This is a genomic window from Chitinophaga pendula, assembly GCF_020386615.1.
Taxonomy (GTDB): Bacteria; Bacteroidota; Bacteroidia; order Chitinophagales; family Chitinophagaceae; genus Chitinophaga; species Chitinophaga pendula.
On sequence record NZ_CP077769.1, the window covers coordinates 4,753,902 to 4,771,059 of the forward strand.

Consider the following 17,158-nt stretch of genomic DNA (forward strand, 5'->3'; position numbering starts at 1 on the left):
CGCAAATTACGTAAGATTATCTAATCTACTGACCAACACCCTATTACACTAAATTCCGTTTTTTAAGATAATTTTACACCCGCCACTGGCGTTAATACCCCCGAATGCTTACCTTCACGCCGCTAAAACACACTTCACTCCTATGCTAAAAAAGATCCTGAAGATCACTGGGCTGGTTTTCTTGGTACTACTACTGTCCGCTGTCGCCATTCCCTTTTTCTTTAAAGACAAGATTATCTCTACCGTAAAAACAGAGATAAATAAAGCACTAATCGCTAAAGTCGATTTCACCGACGTCGACATCAGCCTGTTTCGCCATTTTCCCCGTCTGTCCGTAGGCTTGGAAGGCCTCTCCGTTACCGGCACCGGCGTTTTTGCAAATGATACGTTGGCAGCCATCCGTAAACTCGACGTGGCACTCAACCTCATGAGCGTGATCAAAGGTGGTAAAATGGATATCTACCAGGTAGATATCCAGCAACCTCGCATCCATGCGATCGTACTCGCCGATGGTGCAGCTAACTGGAACATCACCCGTCCCGATACTACTTCAGCACCTGCCACTGATAAGCCCTCTACCTTTGCTTTACAATTACAGCGATACAAAATAGAGGACGCCACGATCAGATACGAAGACCGGCAATCCAATATGGACCTGGAAATACAAGGTCTCAACCACCAGGGTAAAGGCGATTTTACCCAGGACCTTTTTACATTACAGACCAACACACAAGCACAGGGTATCAGCTTCAGGTATGGCGCCATTCCTTACTTTAAAGACACCAAGACCTCACTGGATGCTGACATTGAAATAAACAATAAAGAGAATACCTATACATTGAATGACAGTAAGCTGTTGCTCAATAACCTGGAAGTAGCTGTCAAAGGGTTATTCAAACTTGTATCAGACTCCAGCTATTATATGGATGCTTCTTTTAAAACACCTTCCACCAACTTCAAAGACCTGCTTTCTCTCGTCCCTGCTGTATATCGTAAAGATTTTGACAAGATCAAAACATCTGGTACTGCCGCGTTCAACGGCTTTGTAAAAGGTACCTACAGCAGTGCAGGCTGGCCCGCCTTCGGACTGGAACTGGCAATTAAAAATGGCTTCTTCCAATATCCTGATCTACCCAAACCTGTGAGCAACATCCAAGTAGCCATGCATGTCTCCAATCCGGATGGGGTGCCGGATCATACCACAGTAGACATCCCCGCTGCACATCTTGAAATGGATCATACCCCCGTCGATCTGCGATTGCTGATAAAAACACCCATATCCGATATGTATGTGGATGGCGCGGCCAAAGGTAAACTGGACCTGTCCAAAGTCACCCAGTTTGTTAAACTGGAAGCAGGCACACAATTACAAGGTATCCTCGATGCAGATATCAACGCCAAAGGGTATATGAGCGCAGTAGAGAAACAACAATATGACCGCTTCTATGCCGCCGGTACGATGCTGGTCAACAACCTGCTGTATCACAGTAAAACATATCCCGATGACATCAGGGTCAACCAGCTGCAGCTTACTTTCAATCCCAAAAATGTCACCGTAGACCAATTCAATGGTCAATACCTGGGTACAAAATTCAACGCAAAGGGCGCCGTAAATAACCTGCTGGCTTATGTATTGAAAAATGCCCCGTTAGATGGTCACCTGGCCGTACAAGCCGATGCTATGAACCTCAATAAATGGATGGGGCTCAGCACCACCAGCAACAATGCATCAACATCCCACATAGACACTGCCGCTATCCCCTTCGCAGTACCCGCTAACCTGCGCTTCGCACTACAGGCAGCTGTGGGGCAAATACACTATGATAAGCTTGATATGAGCGATATCACCGGTGCACTGCTGATCAAAGATGAAACAGTCCTGCTCGAATCTGTAAAAGGAAAAGCACTACAGGGAACGATGGAAGTAAGTGGTAGCTACAGTACCCGTCAGGACCGTCTGCATCCCGATATCCTGCTGCAATACCATGTACAGCAGCTGGACGTACAACAGACATTTACCGCTTTCAATACCGTACAGAAACTAATGCCTATCGGTAAGTTCCTATCCGGTAAGATCAGCTCCGATCTCACCGTACAAGGCAAACTGGGAAAAGATATGAGCCCGCAGCTCAACACACTGAGCGGCGATGGTAACCTGCTGCTCATAGAAGGTTTCCTTAAAAAATTCGCACCGGTAGATCAGTTGGCCAATCAACTCAACATCTCACAGCTGAAAGATATCTCATTACGCGATATCAAAAACTATTTCGCTTTTGAAAATGGCAGAGTAAAGGTCAATCCCTTTAATGTTAATATCAATGGCATCAAAATGAATATCGGTGGTTCCCACGGTTTCGATCAGTCGCTGGACTATATACTGCAATTTGCCTTACCCCGCAGTATTATAGGCCAGCAAGCTAATAACCTGGTCAACCAATTATCCGCCGAAGCCACAAAAAAAGGTATCCCGCTGAACATCAGCGATAGCATACATCTGCAGGTATTAATGGCGGGCAACATTATGAAACCTTCCCTCAAGACAGATCTCCGGGAAAGTACCTCCAAAACCATCAATAACCTGAAAGATCAGGCAGTATCAATCGTAAAGAACAAAGTAGATACCATTAAAAATACGTTGAAAGATTCCGTACGCCAGGTGAAAAATCAGGCGGTCGCCTCGCTTAAAGAAGAACTCAAACGACAACTAAGCGGGCAGAAGGATACCGCAAATACAAACAATGGAAAACCCCTGGAACAGGTAGGCAAACAGGCGGAACAAACATTGAAGAACACACTGAATAATCTCTTCAAGAAAAAAGAACAATAGTCGTATAACTACACAGGGATGTGAGCTGCGCATCCCTGTGTACACTTACGATGACCTCTTTCTGCTTTTTTTTGTACCTTATAGGTATGAAAGAGATCATCCAAAGCACTTATTTCAACGCCAGCCTTCTAGCTGGTATAGTGTTCCTCACGATGGGCTTTTTTATCAGGCGTTTTCCCCCTAAAAGCAAGAACACCTGGTATGGATACCGTAGCACATTATCCACAAAAAACACAGCCATGTGGTATGCTGCCAACAACCACGCTGCTTATATCTCCCGGCGCTTAGGTACTCTGTTGATTATCTTCGGCATTGGCTGCGCCATTTTCTTCACCCGTCAGACAGAAGTCTTCTTTTATTGTACGATCACTCCCGTTATTATGAGCGTACTCTATATGGCAGGATACACAGAATGGAGACTTTCCCAGGAATTCGATGAAGAAGGTAATCGCATGGAAGAATAAAGCCATAAAAAAAGTGGGGTGCCATGTTCAACATAGCACCCCACAATATAATTATGGCAGCTTATTAATTAGTTAAGTGACCGTTCTCTCTCTGCAAAAGCAGCAAATGCCTCTTTCGCCCAGCTCTGATAATCATTCAGATGAATGCCCAGCTTCTCATCCCTTACTACTTCTTTATCATCCCGGCAATCCCAATATCCTCTGGCAAGAGATTCAATGTTCTCAACTGTCTCTGCAGGAGCGGTATCTATGCTGTATTCTTCCGGATAACTGTTGTAATTACCCATTGCCAATTCCTGTATCGCCTGTTTAACGTTTTCCTTTTTAGACATGGTTCACATTTTTGGTTCGATGATAATAGACCAAACATCATTCCTGCTATGCCAGTAATTGCTCTTTTTAAGATTTCTTTATAAAAAATACTGTTAAAAAGAACAGCTTCCGGCTCCCCTATTCTATCACCAAACCCGGATATTATTATCCTTGCCTTAACTAAAACCACCGCTTTCTTTCTGCAAACCAGGCATATCGCTATAACACGAAAGTGGGAAACTGTATGTAAAGCTATAGTTAACCTTTTTACCGCACCAAACAGCCTCTTCCACCAGTAGAGGCCGCATAAAACTATGAATCAGTAATTTATTTCTTAAAATAATCTATATATCCCCGGCGCTTCCCGAATGTTTGATACCGGTAAAATCACTAATTTGCCACTAAGCTAAATTGGACAACTTTTCCAACTGCATTTTAGGATATTAGCAGCAACAGCTAACAAACCCAACATTATTCCATTGGATACAAAATATATCCATACGCCTGCCGCTCAAATGGATGCCCTCGTGCTCGACGGCATCATTGAAAAGTGTTTACTGGGACTTGCGACGCCCGAAGAAGAAACTATTTTATTTACCGCAGCGCCTATTTATCCCTTACTACAAGTAGAAATAGACGCTGTAGAAAATACAATAGAGAAAATAGCACTAGCCGAAGCACCGCTACCTCCCGTGCCCATCAAACAGCAACTTTTTCAGCAAATCCGTAAGGAAAGCGAATATATACATGCCAGTTACTCCACCGGTAACGATTCCTATACCTACATAGACGTACCTTCCGCAGAAGAAAGGTATATTTCTGTCCATAAAGGATGGAAAACTTTGGTAGTTGTATTGTTTTTACTCATCAGCTTATCGCTGATGGTCTCTTTGTTCTATTTTTTTAAGTATAAACAACAGTCAGCTGGCAGAAAACCTGCTGCTACTGAACAAGCCGGCCACTAATCTTTGCCAATTTTTAGCCTGAAGGCGCGACCGGCGCTGTGAAAGTCAAGAAGGTCCGAAATGCAATCTCCCGTTGCCTTTCAGACCTTCGCTTTTTTAGTTCCTGTTCCTGCTAAATAATAACTATTTCGTTGAAGGAGGGGTAGTATCCCCCTTGCCGCGACCACCGCCATTACGCCCTTCCCGGCGTTGCTGCTTGATCGCTTCCAGCTGCTCCTGGTACTTTTTGTACTGCCCTTCATCCAGAAATCCTTTGACCTTCTCATCCCGCTCTGTTGCCAGCTTCTCAAAAGCACTACGGTCAGGTCTGTCACCTCCCAGTCGTAAACCGTCCATCCCCTTGTAATAAGTCGTATAGGCAGCTTCCAGCTGCGTCTGCTGGTCTTTGTTCAGCGACAACGCCGGACTCAACTTCTCTACGGTCATCTTCACACGCTCCTCTACCGTACGACGCTGGAATCCACCGCCCTGTTGTGCATATACTCCCGCACTTCCCGCCAGTAATAATACCAGCAATAAAAGGATCTTGTTCTTCATAATAATTGTTTTTGTTGATTATCGTTAATGTTTTGATATAGCGCCACTATGGCCGCGTTTTGCCCGTTTGCGCATCCGGGCGGTTACCTCTCCTGTAAGGTCCCGACATCTTAAGCATGACCTGGTGTACCAGCGAGTCAAAACGAGGACGCTGCTCCGGTGTACACAAAGCCCTCACTTCCCTGAAGTGCTGGAAGGTCAACAAATCAATCGCGGATTGCCGCCGGCCTATACTATCGGCCGCTTGCTGCAACACACTATCCGGCACGGCTGCGCGCGCCAGCAAGTTGTAAAACCGCTCCTTCGTAGTACGGATATCTCCTAACACCGGCTTCATACGGCCCCAATGCTGCTCCCTCAATTCCTGGTAAGATTTCATCTGATCTTCTGTAAATCCTACCTGCTCCTCCAGGAATATAGCCACTCCCCTTTTCCCTCTGCCATCATGCCTGCTACCAGGCTTCAACCACACGAAAAAGAATAACATCAGCAAGTTGGTCAGTAGCAATATCACGACCATGATGATCAATATCCTGTTCTTAGCTGTAACTGTTGTCATATTCACTGTTTTTCCCCGTCATAAAAAGTAGTTACCTGCAAATTGTATTCATCAGCAAATGCCTGCATAGCACCTTGCTCTACTGCAACCGTCGCACCTTTATTGCTGCTGAACTGTTTGGCCAGTATCCATCCGTTCAATAACAGGATCAATATCAATGCCGGTACCGCAATCAACGGTCGGGCCATAATATTTCCCAGATATCCCCATCCGCTGCTCGGCTGTTGCAATCGCCCCTGCACACGGGTAAAAAAGAAATCACCGGGCATAGCACGGGATGCCCCGCGTAAACTATCTAATGTAGCCGATACTTCTGCTGCTATGTCTGCCTTCTTTTTCATACTCGCATATATTTAAATTAGACGTCCTTTTTCCGAAAATCATTCGCTCAATCCAAAGATTTATAATACACTCCTAACTTCTTCCTCAACTGCTCCTTACCACGGTGTAATAATCCCTCTACCCCAGCTACCGAAGTCTCTAGTACCTCGCTGATCTCTTTAAGACTTAATCCTTCCAGCTGTTGCAGCACAAAAGCAGCTTGCTGTTTCTCCGGCAACTGCCGGATAGCGTAAAACAATACAGCCGCACGCTCCTTATTCTCCAATGTCACGCCGGGATGCTCAAAATCAGGTAATGAAATCTCCTCCTCCGCGGCCCCGCCAAATAAACCGGATACCAGCCCCCAGCGCTTCTTTCGCTTCTTCTTCCTAAGATGATCCAATGACCGCGTCACCGCGATGCGATACAACCAGGTACTGAACTTGGCATCTCCACGAAATGAACGAATAGACTCATACACCTGCACAAACACCTCCTGCGAAATGTCCTCCGCATCGGCAGCATCCTGCACAATACCTATCACGGTATTATACACCATGTCCTTGAAGACCGTTACGATACCTTCAAAGGCACCGGCATCGCCCGACTGCATCCGACGTACCAACTCCTGTTCGCTGCTAGTGGCCAATATTTTCTCATTTATTAACATGACCAGATGACCCGCACTATGCTAACCATTCTTCTTCTGCACAAAATGATTGAGCTTGTAAGTAAATGTAACCATAAAATATTGCTTCAACACCTGGGTCTGTACATCCTCTACATAAGTCTCTGTAGCCGTACGCGTAATGCTCCTGTTCTGATTAAGCAGGTCAAATATCGTCAACCGCAGATCCCCTCGCTGGCTCTTCAGGAATTTTTTTCCTACACTGATATTCCATAACCAATATTGCTGGTTGAATCCATCTGTAAGACCACTATATAACTGGTTGGTAAGGTCATTCTGGAACACCCACCCATTCTTCGATAACAGGTTCAGCTTAAGACCGGCAGCATGTGAAAAATAGTTGTTGTTCAACTGTGGCTGAATACTGTTCTTCACCACATTGAAATTAGCAGAGTAAGACAACGTAAAATCGACATACTCGCTGATATTACTCGATGCTACCAATCCAAGATTATAGTTGAAATTGTCCGATACGTTACTGACATTATTGATCAGACCGGGCGTACGGGCATAGGTAAATCCTGCATTCCAGTTCAGGTTGGTCTTGATCGCTTTTACCGGTATACCCAATGTCAGGAAAGACCTGGCACTCCAATATCCATCCATATTCACCGGACGGGATAATTGTGAACCCTTAAACAGGGTAACACTAGGCGACAACACCGAATCCTTCGAAGCAATATAGGTTGCATTGGTCACATAATCCTGCGTATTCTGAAAGAATATATTGGCAAAAAAGTTCAGTCCCGTATGCGTATTCGTATAACTATAGCGTGTGATCAGCGAGTGCGTATACTGCTGCTTCAAATCAGGATTACCAGTAGACAGGAACAGTGGGTTCCGGTTGTTGATAACATCCTGCAACTGGCTGATACTGGGTTGATTGGTAGATGCCCTGTACATAAAACGAATGTTGCTGTAGTTGGAGAACTTATACCGCAACATCGCATTGGGCAACAGGTTGACAAAAGTTTTGCTGATCTGACTGCTCATCGGAAACACCTGGTCGCCGGTCAACGTAGCCTGCTGGTAGTTCACCCCCAACACCAACATCTTATCTCGATTACCATACCGGAAACTAACACCTCCGTTCTGTGTAGTATAACGGCTGTCAAACACATTGCTCAAACTGGTATCCAGACTATTGTATTTACCACTCGCCGGATCATAGGAGTAAGTCTGCTGATCTGCCCTGCTCTTGGATATGGAAGGATTATAGTTTAACTGCAGCTGCCCGTTCTTGCCAATAGGCTCCGTATAAGCGATATTGGCAGACAACTGATATCCGTCACTCTCGGGTGCTGATTGCTGACGTAAAGAATCATTCAACGCCGATGAACCTTTGAAGTAGGTATTGAAAGACTCCAGGTAATTTTTGCCGTCTTTTTTATTCGCACCTATATTCAGTCCTACAGATAATGTCCTGCCGCGTTTGGCAAAAGCATGCCGGTATAAGATGCCATTATTCGTATTGAAACCCGAGTTACTGCTGTTCTGCTGATTAACCAGTTCACTCAGCTTAGCACCGTCAGCTTCCGTATTATCTCCGGATGTCTGGGAGAAAGAACGGAAGTTCTGAAAACTAACCCCTGGCGTAAACAAGATCGTATTAAACGAGTCTATCTTATACTCCAGCCGCATGTTGATACGGTGATTGTAGTTTTTTGTAGCAGTAGTCTGGTTCTCGGTATAAAACTGGCTGCTGTCGCCGGTCAGGAAAGTCTGACGACGGAGATCCTGCTCATTGTTATTATTGCTGTTATTGAAAAAGTAACTACCACTCACCGTCAGCTTTTTACCCCACTGATCGCTGAAGTTCACACCAAAGGAATTCGTCTTGCTGATACCATCCTGCTGACCTACCAGGAAATTGGATGCATTGCCCCCACCTCCGGGTCCGCCACCGAAATTACCACCGCCACCACCACGGCCTCCGCCTCCACCACGACCACCACCGCCTCCGCGGAATCCTCCACGGTTACCACTGGCATTACTCAGTACCCCCAGCAAGTCCTGGTTGGAGAAGTTCTGCTGATTGATATTGTTGGCAATACCTATTACAGATATACGCTGATTGCCATTAAAGAAGCTGACATTACCGCCTGCACTATATCGCCCATCCGTACCATAACCGGCAAAGACCTTCCCGAAACGGGCATTCTGCATGCCACCGCGTGTCACAATATTGATGGTCTTAGAACTGTTTCCGTCGTCAAAACCAGTGAACTGCGCCTGGTCGCTTAACCGGTCGAATACCTCTATCTTATCGATCACTTCCGCCGGCAGGTTACGCAATGCCAATGTCGCATCCTCCCCAAAATATTCTTTTCCGTCCAGCAATACCTTTTTTACGTCTTCTCCGTGCGCTTTTACGGTACCTCCGTCAACCGTAATACCGGGCATCTTCTTCACCAGGTCTTCTCCACTCGCATCCGGGTTGGTCTTATAAGCACTGGCATTGTACTGCATCGTATCTCCTTTCACCTGCACGGGCGGCTGCTGCCCCTTTACCACCACCTGTTTTAACTTGGTAGCCGTATTCTCCAGGTAAAGGGTACCCAAGTTACCCTGGCCTCCGTCCACCGTTCTGCGCAACTCCTGGTACCCGATAAAGCTGATACTCATATTGTATCGCCCAGCTTGTACTCCGCTGATCTGAAAACTGCCCTCCGTTCCGGTCACCGCATGCAGCAGCTTACCCATATCCTGCACCGGGCTCAGTTTTACCGTCGCCCCTATCAGGGGAATACCTTCCGTTTTATCCTTTAAGACACCTATAAGCTTCAGCTGTTGCGCCTGTAAAGACAGACCGCCCAATAGCAAAATGACAGCAATGTAAAGACTCCGCATATGCACTCCGTGATGTTATACTACATTGGACGACATAACAGGAAAAATCCTTCGCAGTTTGCTATATTTTTTTTAGGAAATACATAATAAAAAAAGGCGCTGCTTCCGCAACGCCCTTTTTAAACTATGGTGTACTCAACAATCCTTTACAACTTACCCTGTACATCACGCTCCGGTACAGTAGTATAACCTTCGCGCAGTTTAGCGAGGCCAGCTTTACCATAAGCCATACGGGTAATCAATACAAATAATACTGGTACAATGAAGATGGCCAGGAACGTAGCGGTAAACATACCACCCAATACCGTCCAACCCATTGTCTTACGGGCTTCCGCACCCGCACCGCTGGCCAGCACCAACGGTAATATACCTAACAGGAACGCCAGCGACGTCATGATGATCGGACGCAGACGCAGCTTCGCTGCTTCTACAGCCGCCGGCACCAGCTCCATCCCCCTGTCCACACGCTCCTTCGCAAACTCCACAATCAGGATCGCATTCTTCGCCGACAAACCAATCAAGGTGATCAGACCGATCTGGGCATATACGTTGTTACTGAGTGATGGCAGGAAGGTCAATACCAGTATCGCACCAAAGGCGCCGATAGGTACTGCCAGCAGTACCGAGAAAGGTACCGACCAGCTCTCATACAACGCTGCCAGGAACAGGAACACAAAGATCACCGACAACGCAAAAATGTACACCGTCTTGGAACCGGATAACAACTCCTCACGGCTCAAACCGGAGAACTCATATCCATAACCTTCCGGCAACGTCTGCGCCGCTACCTCTTTCAATGCATTGATAGCATCGCCGGAGCTGTAACCCGGCGCCGGACTACCATTGATCTCCGCAGAACGGAACAGGTTATAATGCGGCACGATAGGTGCATTCTCTATCACTTTATAAGAAGTCAAAGTACTCAACGGCACCATCGTTCCCTGCTGATTACGTACATAATACTGCCCCAGATGCTTAATATCCCCACGATACATACTGTCCGCCTGGGCCACCACACGGAAGTTACGGCCATATACCGTAAAGTCATTGATATAGCTACTACCCATGTAAGTCTGTAACGCACTGGCAATATCAGAGATCCTCACACCCAGCTTTTTAGCCTTCTCACGGTCAATCTCCAACTGATAACCTGGTGTCTTCGCCGTAAAGAACGAGAACGCCCTGGCTATCTCCGGACGCTGGTTCACCTGCATCAGGAAGTTCTGTAACACCCCTTCAAATGCCTTGATATCGCCAGCCGTACGCTGCTGTAATACAAACGAGAAACCGGCAGTACTACCCAAACCAGGGATCGCCGGCGGCGGGATCACCACCACATTGGCTTCCTTGAATTTAGCCAGCTTCTGCTGCAACACGCCCACCAAACCAAAGATCTGTTGCGACTTCTCCTTACGCTCATCCCATGGCTTCAGCTGACAGAAGATCGTAGCACTGTTCGACTTGGTCGCAAAACTTACCACGTTCAGACCTCCCAATGCCGCATAGTGCTGTATACCAGGCACACTGTCCAGGATATTCATCATCTCATGCAACACCGTTACCGTACGCTCCGTAGAAGAAGACTCCGGCAGGTCAAAGGTGATATACACACGACCCTCATCCTCCGTCGGGATAAAGCCGGTAGGTTTGCTTTTGAACAGGAATAAAGTACCTACAATGATACATATCAGCAGGATGATCACATACCGGCTGAAACGGATACTCTTCTTAACACCCAGGGAATAACGGGAAGTAATATGCCCGAACCATACATTGAACCGGTAGAAGAACTGGTTCAGACCTCTGGAATTCTTATCCAGATGGCTGGGACGTAATATCAATATACACAACGCAGGTGTCAGTGACAACGCCACAAATGCAGAGATCAATACAGAGATCGCAATGGTAATCGCAAACTGCTGGTACAACCGGCCTACGATACCTGGGATAAAGCCCACCGGTACAAACACCGCCGCCAATATTAGCGCAATCGCAATTACAGGCCCGGATATCTCTTTCATCGCCTGTACCGTCGCTTCCTTCGGACTCATCTTCCCATGGTCCATATTATGCTGGACAGCCTCCACCACCACGATCGCATCATCCACCACTATACCGATCGCCAGTACGAAACCAAACAAGGTCAGCGTATTGATCGTAAATCCTAATGGTATGAAGAAGATGAATGTCGCAATAATAGACACAGGGATCGCCAGTATCGGGATCAATGTAGCCCTCCAGCTTTGCAGGAAGAGGAACACTACCAATACCACCAGTCCTAACGCTTCCAACAGCGTCTCTACCACCTCGTGAATAGAAACCTCTACCACCGTCACTGACTCAAAAGGCACCACGTAATCCACATCCGTAGGGAACTGTTTCTTCAGCTCCTTCATAGTGGCATACACATTCTCCGCCGTTTCAATCGCATTACTACCCGGAGCCTGGTATACCAGCAGGTAAGACGCACGTTTGTTATCTACGAAAGAGTTACCGGTATAGTTAAATTTACCGAGCTGAATCCTCGCCACATCTTTCAGGTACACCAGTGTACCATCAGAAGGACGCGTTTTCACAACGATATTTCCAAATTCTTGCGGAGTGGTCAGACGTCCCTTTACCAGAATGTTATACTCAAAGGTCTGTCCCGCCTGCTGAGGAGGAGCACCCACCGCACCGGCAGTGATCTGCGCATTCTGCTCCTGGAGCGCCGCACGGATATCATCCGCCGTCACCCCCATCTCCGCCAGCTTATCCGGCTTCAGCCACACACGCATACTGAAATCATCCGCACGGGTGAAGATATCACCCACCCCTTTCGCACGCAGCAATGCATCCTTTACGTATACGTTCGTATAGTTATCCAGGAAAGTAATATCGTGCGATCCCTTAGGAGAATACAGCGCTACCAGCATCAGAATACTGGGATTACGCTTCCTCACCGTCAGACCTAAACGCTGCACTTCCTGTGGCAACGTCGGCTGCGCAATACCCACACGGTTCTGCACATCCAATGCCGCAATGTTGATGTCCGTACCTACCTCAAAGTTCACCGTAAGGCTCATCTGTCCGCTACTCGTACTGTTGCTGGACATATAAGTCATACCAGGCGTACCGTTTACCTGTACCTCCACCGGCGTAGCCACCGTCTGCTCCACGGTCTGCGCATCCGCACCTACATACGTACCCGTAACCTGTACCGTCGGCGGCGAGATCTCCGGATATTGTCCTATAGGCAGGCTCGTCATAGCTAGCAGACCTACCAGTACCAACACGATAGATATTACTATCGCGGTAACAGGTCTGCGTATAAAAGTATCTGCAATCATGATCTTCTCTTCTAATGATTCTTTTAATGGGTGAAAGGAAATACCCCTTCTTATATCTGGACTTCGCAGGTCATTCCCTACTTCTTACCACCGGGCGCTCCGGGAGCTCCTGGCCCCTGCTGAGGAGGTATACCGATCTGGATCTTACCACCATCACGCAGACGTTGGAAACCTTCTACGATCACCTTCTCCCCTTGCTGCAGACCATCCATCACCACCACACGCTCTCTCAGTCTTGGTCCCAGTATCACCTTACGCTGCTCCGCAACAGAATCTTTGGCCACAAATACAAAGAACTCACCCATCTGCTCAGCTACCGCTTTGTAAGGAATAATGATACGGTCGCCGGACTGATCGTTTAATACCTGCAACACACAACTCATACCAGACACCAACTCATTATCAGGATTGTTGAACTCGATACGTACACGTATAGTCCCCGTCTGTACATCCACCCCACGGTCAATAGCCCCAATACGGCCACCGTGCGCATAAGGAGTACCATTAGGTAATATCAGGCGGAAAGTAGAATCCCCGTCCGCAATCGTCTTACCCTGCATCTTCGAAAACCTCGACAGATCGATCTCATTCACCACAATATCCACCGCAATAGGATGCTCGCTCGAAATAGTGTTCAATAAGGTATTACCAGGACTCACCTGCGCTCCCAACTTCACCTGCGAAATACCGATACGACCAGTAAATGGCGCACGGATCAAAGAATAGTCCAGATCAGTACGCGCTGCCAGCAAACTAGCCTCTGCCGCTGCCAACGAACTACGGGTAGTCTCCAACGCAGCTTCCGCATTGTCCAGCGTCTGACGCGCAATCGCATCCTGCTCCGCCAAACGGTTATAACGGTCCGCATCCTTCTTCGCTTTCGTAAAATTCGCACGGGCACTGGCAATATTAGCCTCCGCCTGACGCGATGCCGCCTCATACTTACGACGGTCTATCTCATACAAGGGCTTCCCCTTCTGCACTACCTCACCTTCCTTAAAAAAGATACCGGTGATATATCCGCTTACCTGTGAACGCAGCTCTACCTGGTTCAATGCCACCACCGTGGCAGGATATTTATCATAATAAATGGCATTGCCCACCGTCACCTCCGTCAGGTTAACTGGTGTAGGTGGAAAGACCATCGCCTGTTTCGCAGCGGGTCCTTTACAGGCCGCTAACGTCAGCAGGCCTAATGCATAAATAGGTACAATGTGTTGCTGTATTTTCATATCCGATCCGGTTACCTTTTTTAATAATTAGCAGTTAATGAACCCTGCGCTTTCTGTAGATCTATCTTGCTCGATAATACCTGGTACATAGCATTGAAATAATTCAGCTGTGCACTACGCAGATCCGTCTGTGAAATGATCACGTCCAGGTAAGTCTTTACGCCTTCCTTATACTGCATCTCTATCAGATTATACACATCCTGCGCCACCGTCACATTCTCCTTCAATGTAGTATAGTCATTCAAATTACTGCGATATGCCGCCAGCGCCTGCGAATACTCCGTATTGATACGATTCTTCAACGCATAAAAATCATAATCTACACGACGCAGCTGCCACTCCGCCTGACGGATATTATGTATCCGCTTCGAACCCTGGAATATCGGCAACGAGATCTTCAAACCTGCCAGCGAACTGGGATAGTTCTGGTTATACAACTTGCTGAACTTGTCATCCTGGTAGTTGAAAGAATAGTTGATAAACGCTGATAACGTGGGCAGAAAACTCCATTTATTATACCGCAGGTCAGCCTCTAATAACGTGCGACGGGTCTCCAACAACTGATACTCAATTCGTTTATCATAACTTACTCCCATAGACGTATCTCCCATCAGCACACTCGACTCTATACCAACCGTATCATATACTAATGGTAAACTCGTCGCCGATGCAGGATACCCCATCAACTCACGCAGATACACCTGCTTCGCCACAATCTGCTCCTGCGCACTCTTACGCTGCGCCTTCGCATTGTTCAATGCAATCGTAGCCCGCTTATAATCAATCTTATCTACCACACCACTCTGGTATTGATTATAAGCATCCTTCAGACTACGCTCCAGACGAATAATATCCGCCTCTATCACTTCCATCTGCTTCTGCGACAACAACACATCATAATAGGACTTGCTCACCTGGGAGATCACATCGATCTTGTTACTCTCCGTGGTCTGACGTACCTGCTTACGTACGTCCCTCGCCGTACGGTTCGCCAACAATAGATCCCGGTTGAATATGTTCTGGTTCAACGTAAACAACGCCGCAGAAGTATTAGACACCCCGATCTGTACCGGTCGCCTTACACCATTCGCATCCGGAAACAAAGAAGTCGGCAGCTCCAGATAGTGCTGCAGGTTATAATCCAACCCAATCTGAGGATACCAGTCTGCTAACTTACTCTTGATACTGTGCTCCGTAATGGTTTCATCAATCTGGGATTGCCGGACCACAGGCTGGTGGGACAGGGCATACTGAATACAGTCCTGTAAAGTTGCCCTGGTTAAAAGAGAATCTGACGTTTGCTGCCCGTATGCAAGCCCCGCGGTTAGGAACATCACAATGGCAGTCGTCACACTGAATAATGTTTTCATAAAAGACATTTGGACAATCAAATCTTCATTAAACCAATCTGAAAAGAAAAGAGGCTATTTGAGCGGCAAAGATATAGTCAACTCGGTTAACTTTCTTACTGCCCTTTATAGTTATTATCTATAACTTACCTGGAATATGTCTATTTCTGCTAAAATTTTAGCGCACACAAACAAAGCACAGTAAAGGTTTCACTAGTTCTAAATCAATAGGTTCTACACCAGATTCCACGACTGTTAATTAGTGTTAATTTACACAAACGGTACAGTTCTCCCGCTTTATCTGGCCCATCACCGTACCGCCACTCCCGTTACCCTCAACGCCAACGGATAGGGATATGCAATCTGCCTCGCCAGTCTCCCCGCCGACGCCACCGCAAAATCACCGGAAACCGCCAAATGGCGCCCCTTGCTCACATCCATGATACGCACCGCCGCTATCACCTGCCCATTCACAGATACCGCCATAAAACGTCCTATATGCTCGCGGGTATGATCTGCCAGTTTACCCGCACCCGCCACCGTCAACGATAAAGTCATCGTACTGGCATCATCCTGCCCCTCCACCATCACACAACCCGCAATGTCCTGATTACCTAATATCACCTTCGAGGTATCCAGCAAGTACATCGCCCAGGCCGCAGGCCCCTCATCCGCCTCCCCCAACTGCACAGACACTCTCCTCGTCAACCCAATAGCAGGTAACGCCACCCGCAATAATGATAATACCCGCCCAGTATCTTCCGTATGTATCCATCCACTCACTGCCGGCCAACTGCCCTGCTCCGCAATAATCAGAGGCGATACCACCCCCAGCCGCTGCCGCCTCAATACAGCATCCGCCTGCTGCAACCACCTCCCTGTACTATCCGCCACCGGCAACACGACAATACCAGCATTACGCTCTAGCAACTCCCGAGCAGCCAACGTATCAAACCGGCCACGCATCGTAATACATACGTTATCGCCTTGCACGTGTATATCCTGCGGTCCAATTTTTACCGGCGTCCCTCCAAAACGATGCAACACCACCCGGCGGATACTGTCCTGCTCAGCTACCGTCAACGACCGCCCATCCGAAGCAACCAGCGTATAGGTCACCGTATTCAACTGGCCGGGCACAAAATGACGACCCTTGAAAATATTCGCCCACCGCAACGTCGTCGACAGGCTTAACCTCGGCTGAGGCACCGTCACACTCAGAATATGACGGGAAGTCTCCCCATCCATGATATAATACAGCGTAGCTGGCGTACGCTCTCCGCTGGCCGCGTCATACTCCACCTTAAAAAGTACATATGGATACCCTCCCTGCTCCCGTTGCTCCAGATATACAGGCACCGCACTGGAATTTTCCTTCAACGCCTGTGCATACAACCGCGCCACCACCGTCCGCAACCCCGTACTGTCCAACCCCTTCACCGTCTGCCGCAATACCACCGATACCTGCTCTCCCGCCATCGGCCCTTCACCACTCACCCACCGGGTCTGTATATGATGGGAATCCTTACTCACATGCTGCATAGCAGGCTGCAACCGCAATGCCTTCGGCCACCGCACAGAAAAACGGTCCAGCACCGGCGCAGACCGCTGCTGCTGCCCGCAACCGGCCACCAGGATATATAACAGCAAAAAAATAATGCAGTACCTCCGTTGCATATAAATAAAAAAATCCAGCCTTACTCGAAGGCTGGATTTCTATCGATT

The 17,158-nt window shown here is 47.6% G+C and carries 13 protein-coding genes; 3 read left to right on the plus strand and 10 right to left on the minus strand.

All coding sequences use genetic code 11. The annotated features are described in order from the left end of the window. Positions 1–142 precede the first annotated feature (142 nt). Together KTO58_RS17065 and KTO58_RS17070 are read left to right on the plus strand one after the other, a co-directional pair. Complete coding sequence (locus KTO58_RS17065) at positions 143–2,827, plus strand: AsmA-like C-terminal region-containing protein (RefSeq protein ID WP_095838211.1); 2,685 nt, start codon at positions 143–145, stop codon at positions 2,825–2,827. An 86-nt stretch (positions 2,828–2,913) separates the two neighbouring features. After that, positions 2,914–3,291, plus strand: coding sequence for an SdpI family protein (locus tag KTO58_RS17070; RefSeq protein WP_095838210.1), 378 nt, complete (start codon positions 2,914–2,916; stop codon positions 3,289–3,291). 68 nt (positions 3,292–3,359) lie between these two features. Here the strand turns inward: KTO58_RS17070 and KTO58_RS17075 are convergent, their stop codons facing one another. After that, positions 3,360–3,623, minus strand: coding sequence for a hypothetical protein (locus KTO58_RS17075; RefSeq protein ID WP_095838209.1), 264 nt, complete (start codon positions 3,621–3,623; stop codon positions 3,360–3,362). A 459-nt stretch (positions 3,624–4,082) separates the two neighbouring features. Here KTO58_RS17075 and KTO58_RS17080 point away from each other — a divergent pair, with 459 nt between their 5' ends. After that, entirely contained in the window at positions 4,083–4,568 is a 486-nt protein-coding gene (locus tag KTO58_RS17080) for a hypothetical protein (RefSeq protein WP_157752890.1), read from the plus strand. Positions 4,569–4,691: 123 nt separating this feature from the next. Here the strand turns inward: KTO58_RS17080 and KTO58_RS17085 are convergent, their stop codons facing one another. The 9 genes from KTO58_RS17085 to KTO58_RS17125 all read right to left on the minus strand — a co-directional run bounded on the left by KTO58_RS17085 (position 4,692) and on the right by KTO58_RS17125 (position 17,083). Continuing rightward, entirely contained in the window at positions 4,692–5,105 is a 414-nt protein-coding gene (locus tag KTO58_RS17085) for a hypothetical protein (RefSeq protein WP_095838207.1), read from the minus strand. Between the two features lie 46 nt (positions 5,106–5,151). Then, the gene (locus tag KTO58_RS17090) at positions 5,152–5,664 is read right to left on the minus strand and encodes a Spy/CpxP family protein refolding chaperone (RefSeq protein WP_095838206.1); all 513 of its coding nucleotides are present in this window, start codon (positions 5,662–5,664) and stop codon (positions 5,152–5,154) included. A gap of 2 nt (positions 5,665–5,666) precedes the next feature. Further along, complete coding sequence (locus KTO58_RS17095) at positions 5,667–6,005, minus strand: hypothetical protein (protein ID WP_095838205.1); 339 nt, start codon at positions 6,003–6,005, stop codon at positions 5,667–5,669. A gap of 47 nt (positions 6,006–6,052) precedes the next feature. Further along, positions 6,053–6,634 (minus strand): RNA polymerase sigma factor, encoded by a 582-nt coding sequence (locus tag KTO58_RS17100; protein WP_225859802.1) that lies wholly within the window; start codon positions 6,632–6,634, stop codon positions 6,053–6,055. Between the two features lie 42 nt (positions 6,635–6,676). Continuing rightward, positions 6,677–9,523: an outer membrane beta-barrel protein gene (locus KTO58_RS17105; protein ID WP_095838203.1), complete on the minus strand. Its 2,847-nt coding sequence runs from the start codon at positions 9,521–9,523 to the stop codon at positions 6,677–6,679. A gap of 146 nt (positions 9,524–9,669) precedes the next feature. Further along, complete coding sequence (locus KTO58_RS17110; protein ID WP_095838202.1) at positions 9,670–12,852, minus strand: efflux RND transporter permease subunit; 3,183 nt, start codon at positions 12,850–12,852, stop codon at positions 9,670–9,672. 77 nt (positions 12,853–12,929) lie between these two features. Further along, entirely contained in the window at positions 12,930–14,084 is a 1,155-nt protein-coding gene (locus tag KTO58_RS17115) for an efflux RND transporter periplasmic adaptor subunit (protein WP_095838201.1), read from the minus strand. Positions 14,085–14,104: 20 nt separating this feature from the next. Next, positions 14,105–15,454 carry a TolC family protein gene (locus KTO58_RS17120; RefSeq protein ID WP_095841524.1) on the minus strand — a complete coding sequence of 450 codons (1,350 nt, stop codon included), beginning with the start codon at positions 15,452–15,454 and terminating at the stop codon, positions 14,105–14,107. A gap of 288 nt (positions 15,455–15,742) precedes the next feature. Continuing rightward, positions 15,743–17,083 carry a SecDF P1 head subdomain-containing protein gene (locus KTO58_RS17125; protein ID WP_095838200.1) on the minus strand — a complete coding sequence of 447 codons (1,341 nt, stop codon included), beginning with the start codon at positions 17,081–17,083 and terminating at the stop codon, positions 15,743–15,745. Positions 17,084–17,158 lie beyond the last annotated feature (75 nt).

What these genes read in the sequence shown, in the direction of transcription:
- KTO58_RS17105 (WP_095838203.1), bottom strand. Translation starts at nt 9,523, where the DNA reads ATGCGGAGTCTTTACATTGCTGTCATTTTGCTATTGGGCGGTCTGTCT.
- KTO58_RS17075 (WP_095838209.1), bottom strand. Translation starts at nt 3,623, where the DNA reads ATGTCTAAAAAGGAAAACGTTAAACAGGCGATACAGGAATTGGCAATG.
- KTO58_RS17065 (WP_095838211.1), top strand. Translation starts at nt 143, where the DNA reads ATGCTAAAAAAGATCCTGAAGATCACTGGGCTGGTTTTCTTGGTACTA.
- KTO58_RS17085 (WP_095838207.1), bottom strand. Translation starts at nt 5,105, where the DNA reads ATGAAGAACAAGATCCTTTTATTGCTGGTATTATTACTGGCGGGAAGT.
- KTO58_RS17095 (WP_095838205.1), bottom strand. Translation starts at nt 6,005, where the DNA reads ATGAAAAAGAAGGCAGACATAGCAGCAGAAGTATCGGCTACATTAGAT.
- KTO58_RS17115 (WP_095838201.1), bottom strand. Translation starts at nt 14,084, where the DNA reads ATGAAAATACAGCAACACATTGTACCTATTTATGCATTAGGCCTGCTG.
- KTO58_RS17090 (WP_095838206.1), bottom strand. Translation starts at nt 5,664, where the DNA reads ATGACAACAGTTACAGCTAAGAACAGGATATTGATCATCATGGTCGTG.
- KTO58_RS17120 (WP_095841524.1), bottom strand. Translation starts at nt 15,454, where the DNA reads ATGAAAACATTATTCAGTGTGACGACTGCCATTGTGATGTTCCTAACC.
- KTO58_RS17110 (WP_095838202.1), bottom strand. Translation starts at nt 12,852, where the DNA reads ATGATTGCAGATACTTTTATACGCAGACCTGTTACCGCGATAGTAATA.
- KTO58_RS17070 (WP_095838210.1), top strand. Translation starts at nt 2,914, where the DNA reads ATGAAAGAGATCATCCAAAGCACTTATTTCAACGCCAGCCTTCTAGCT.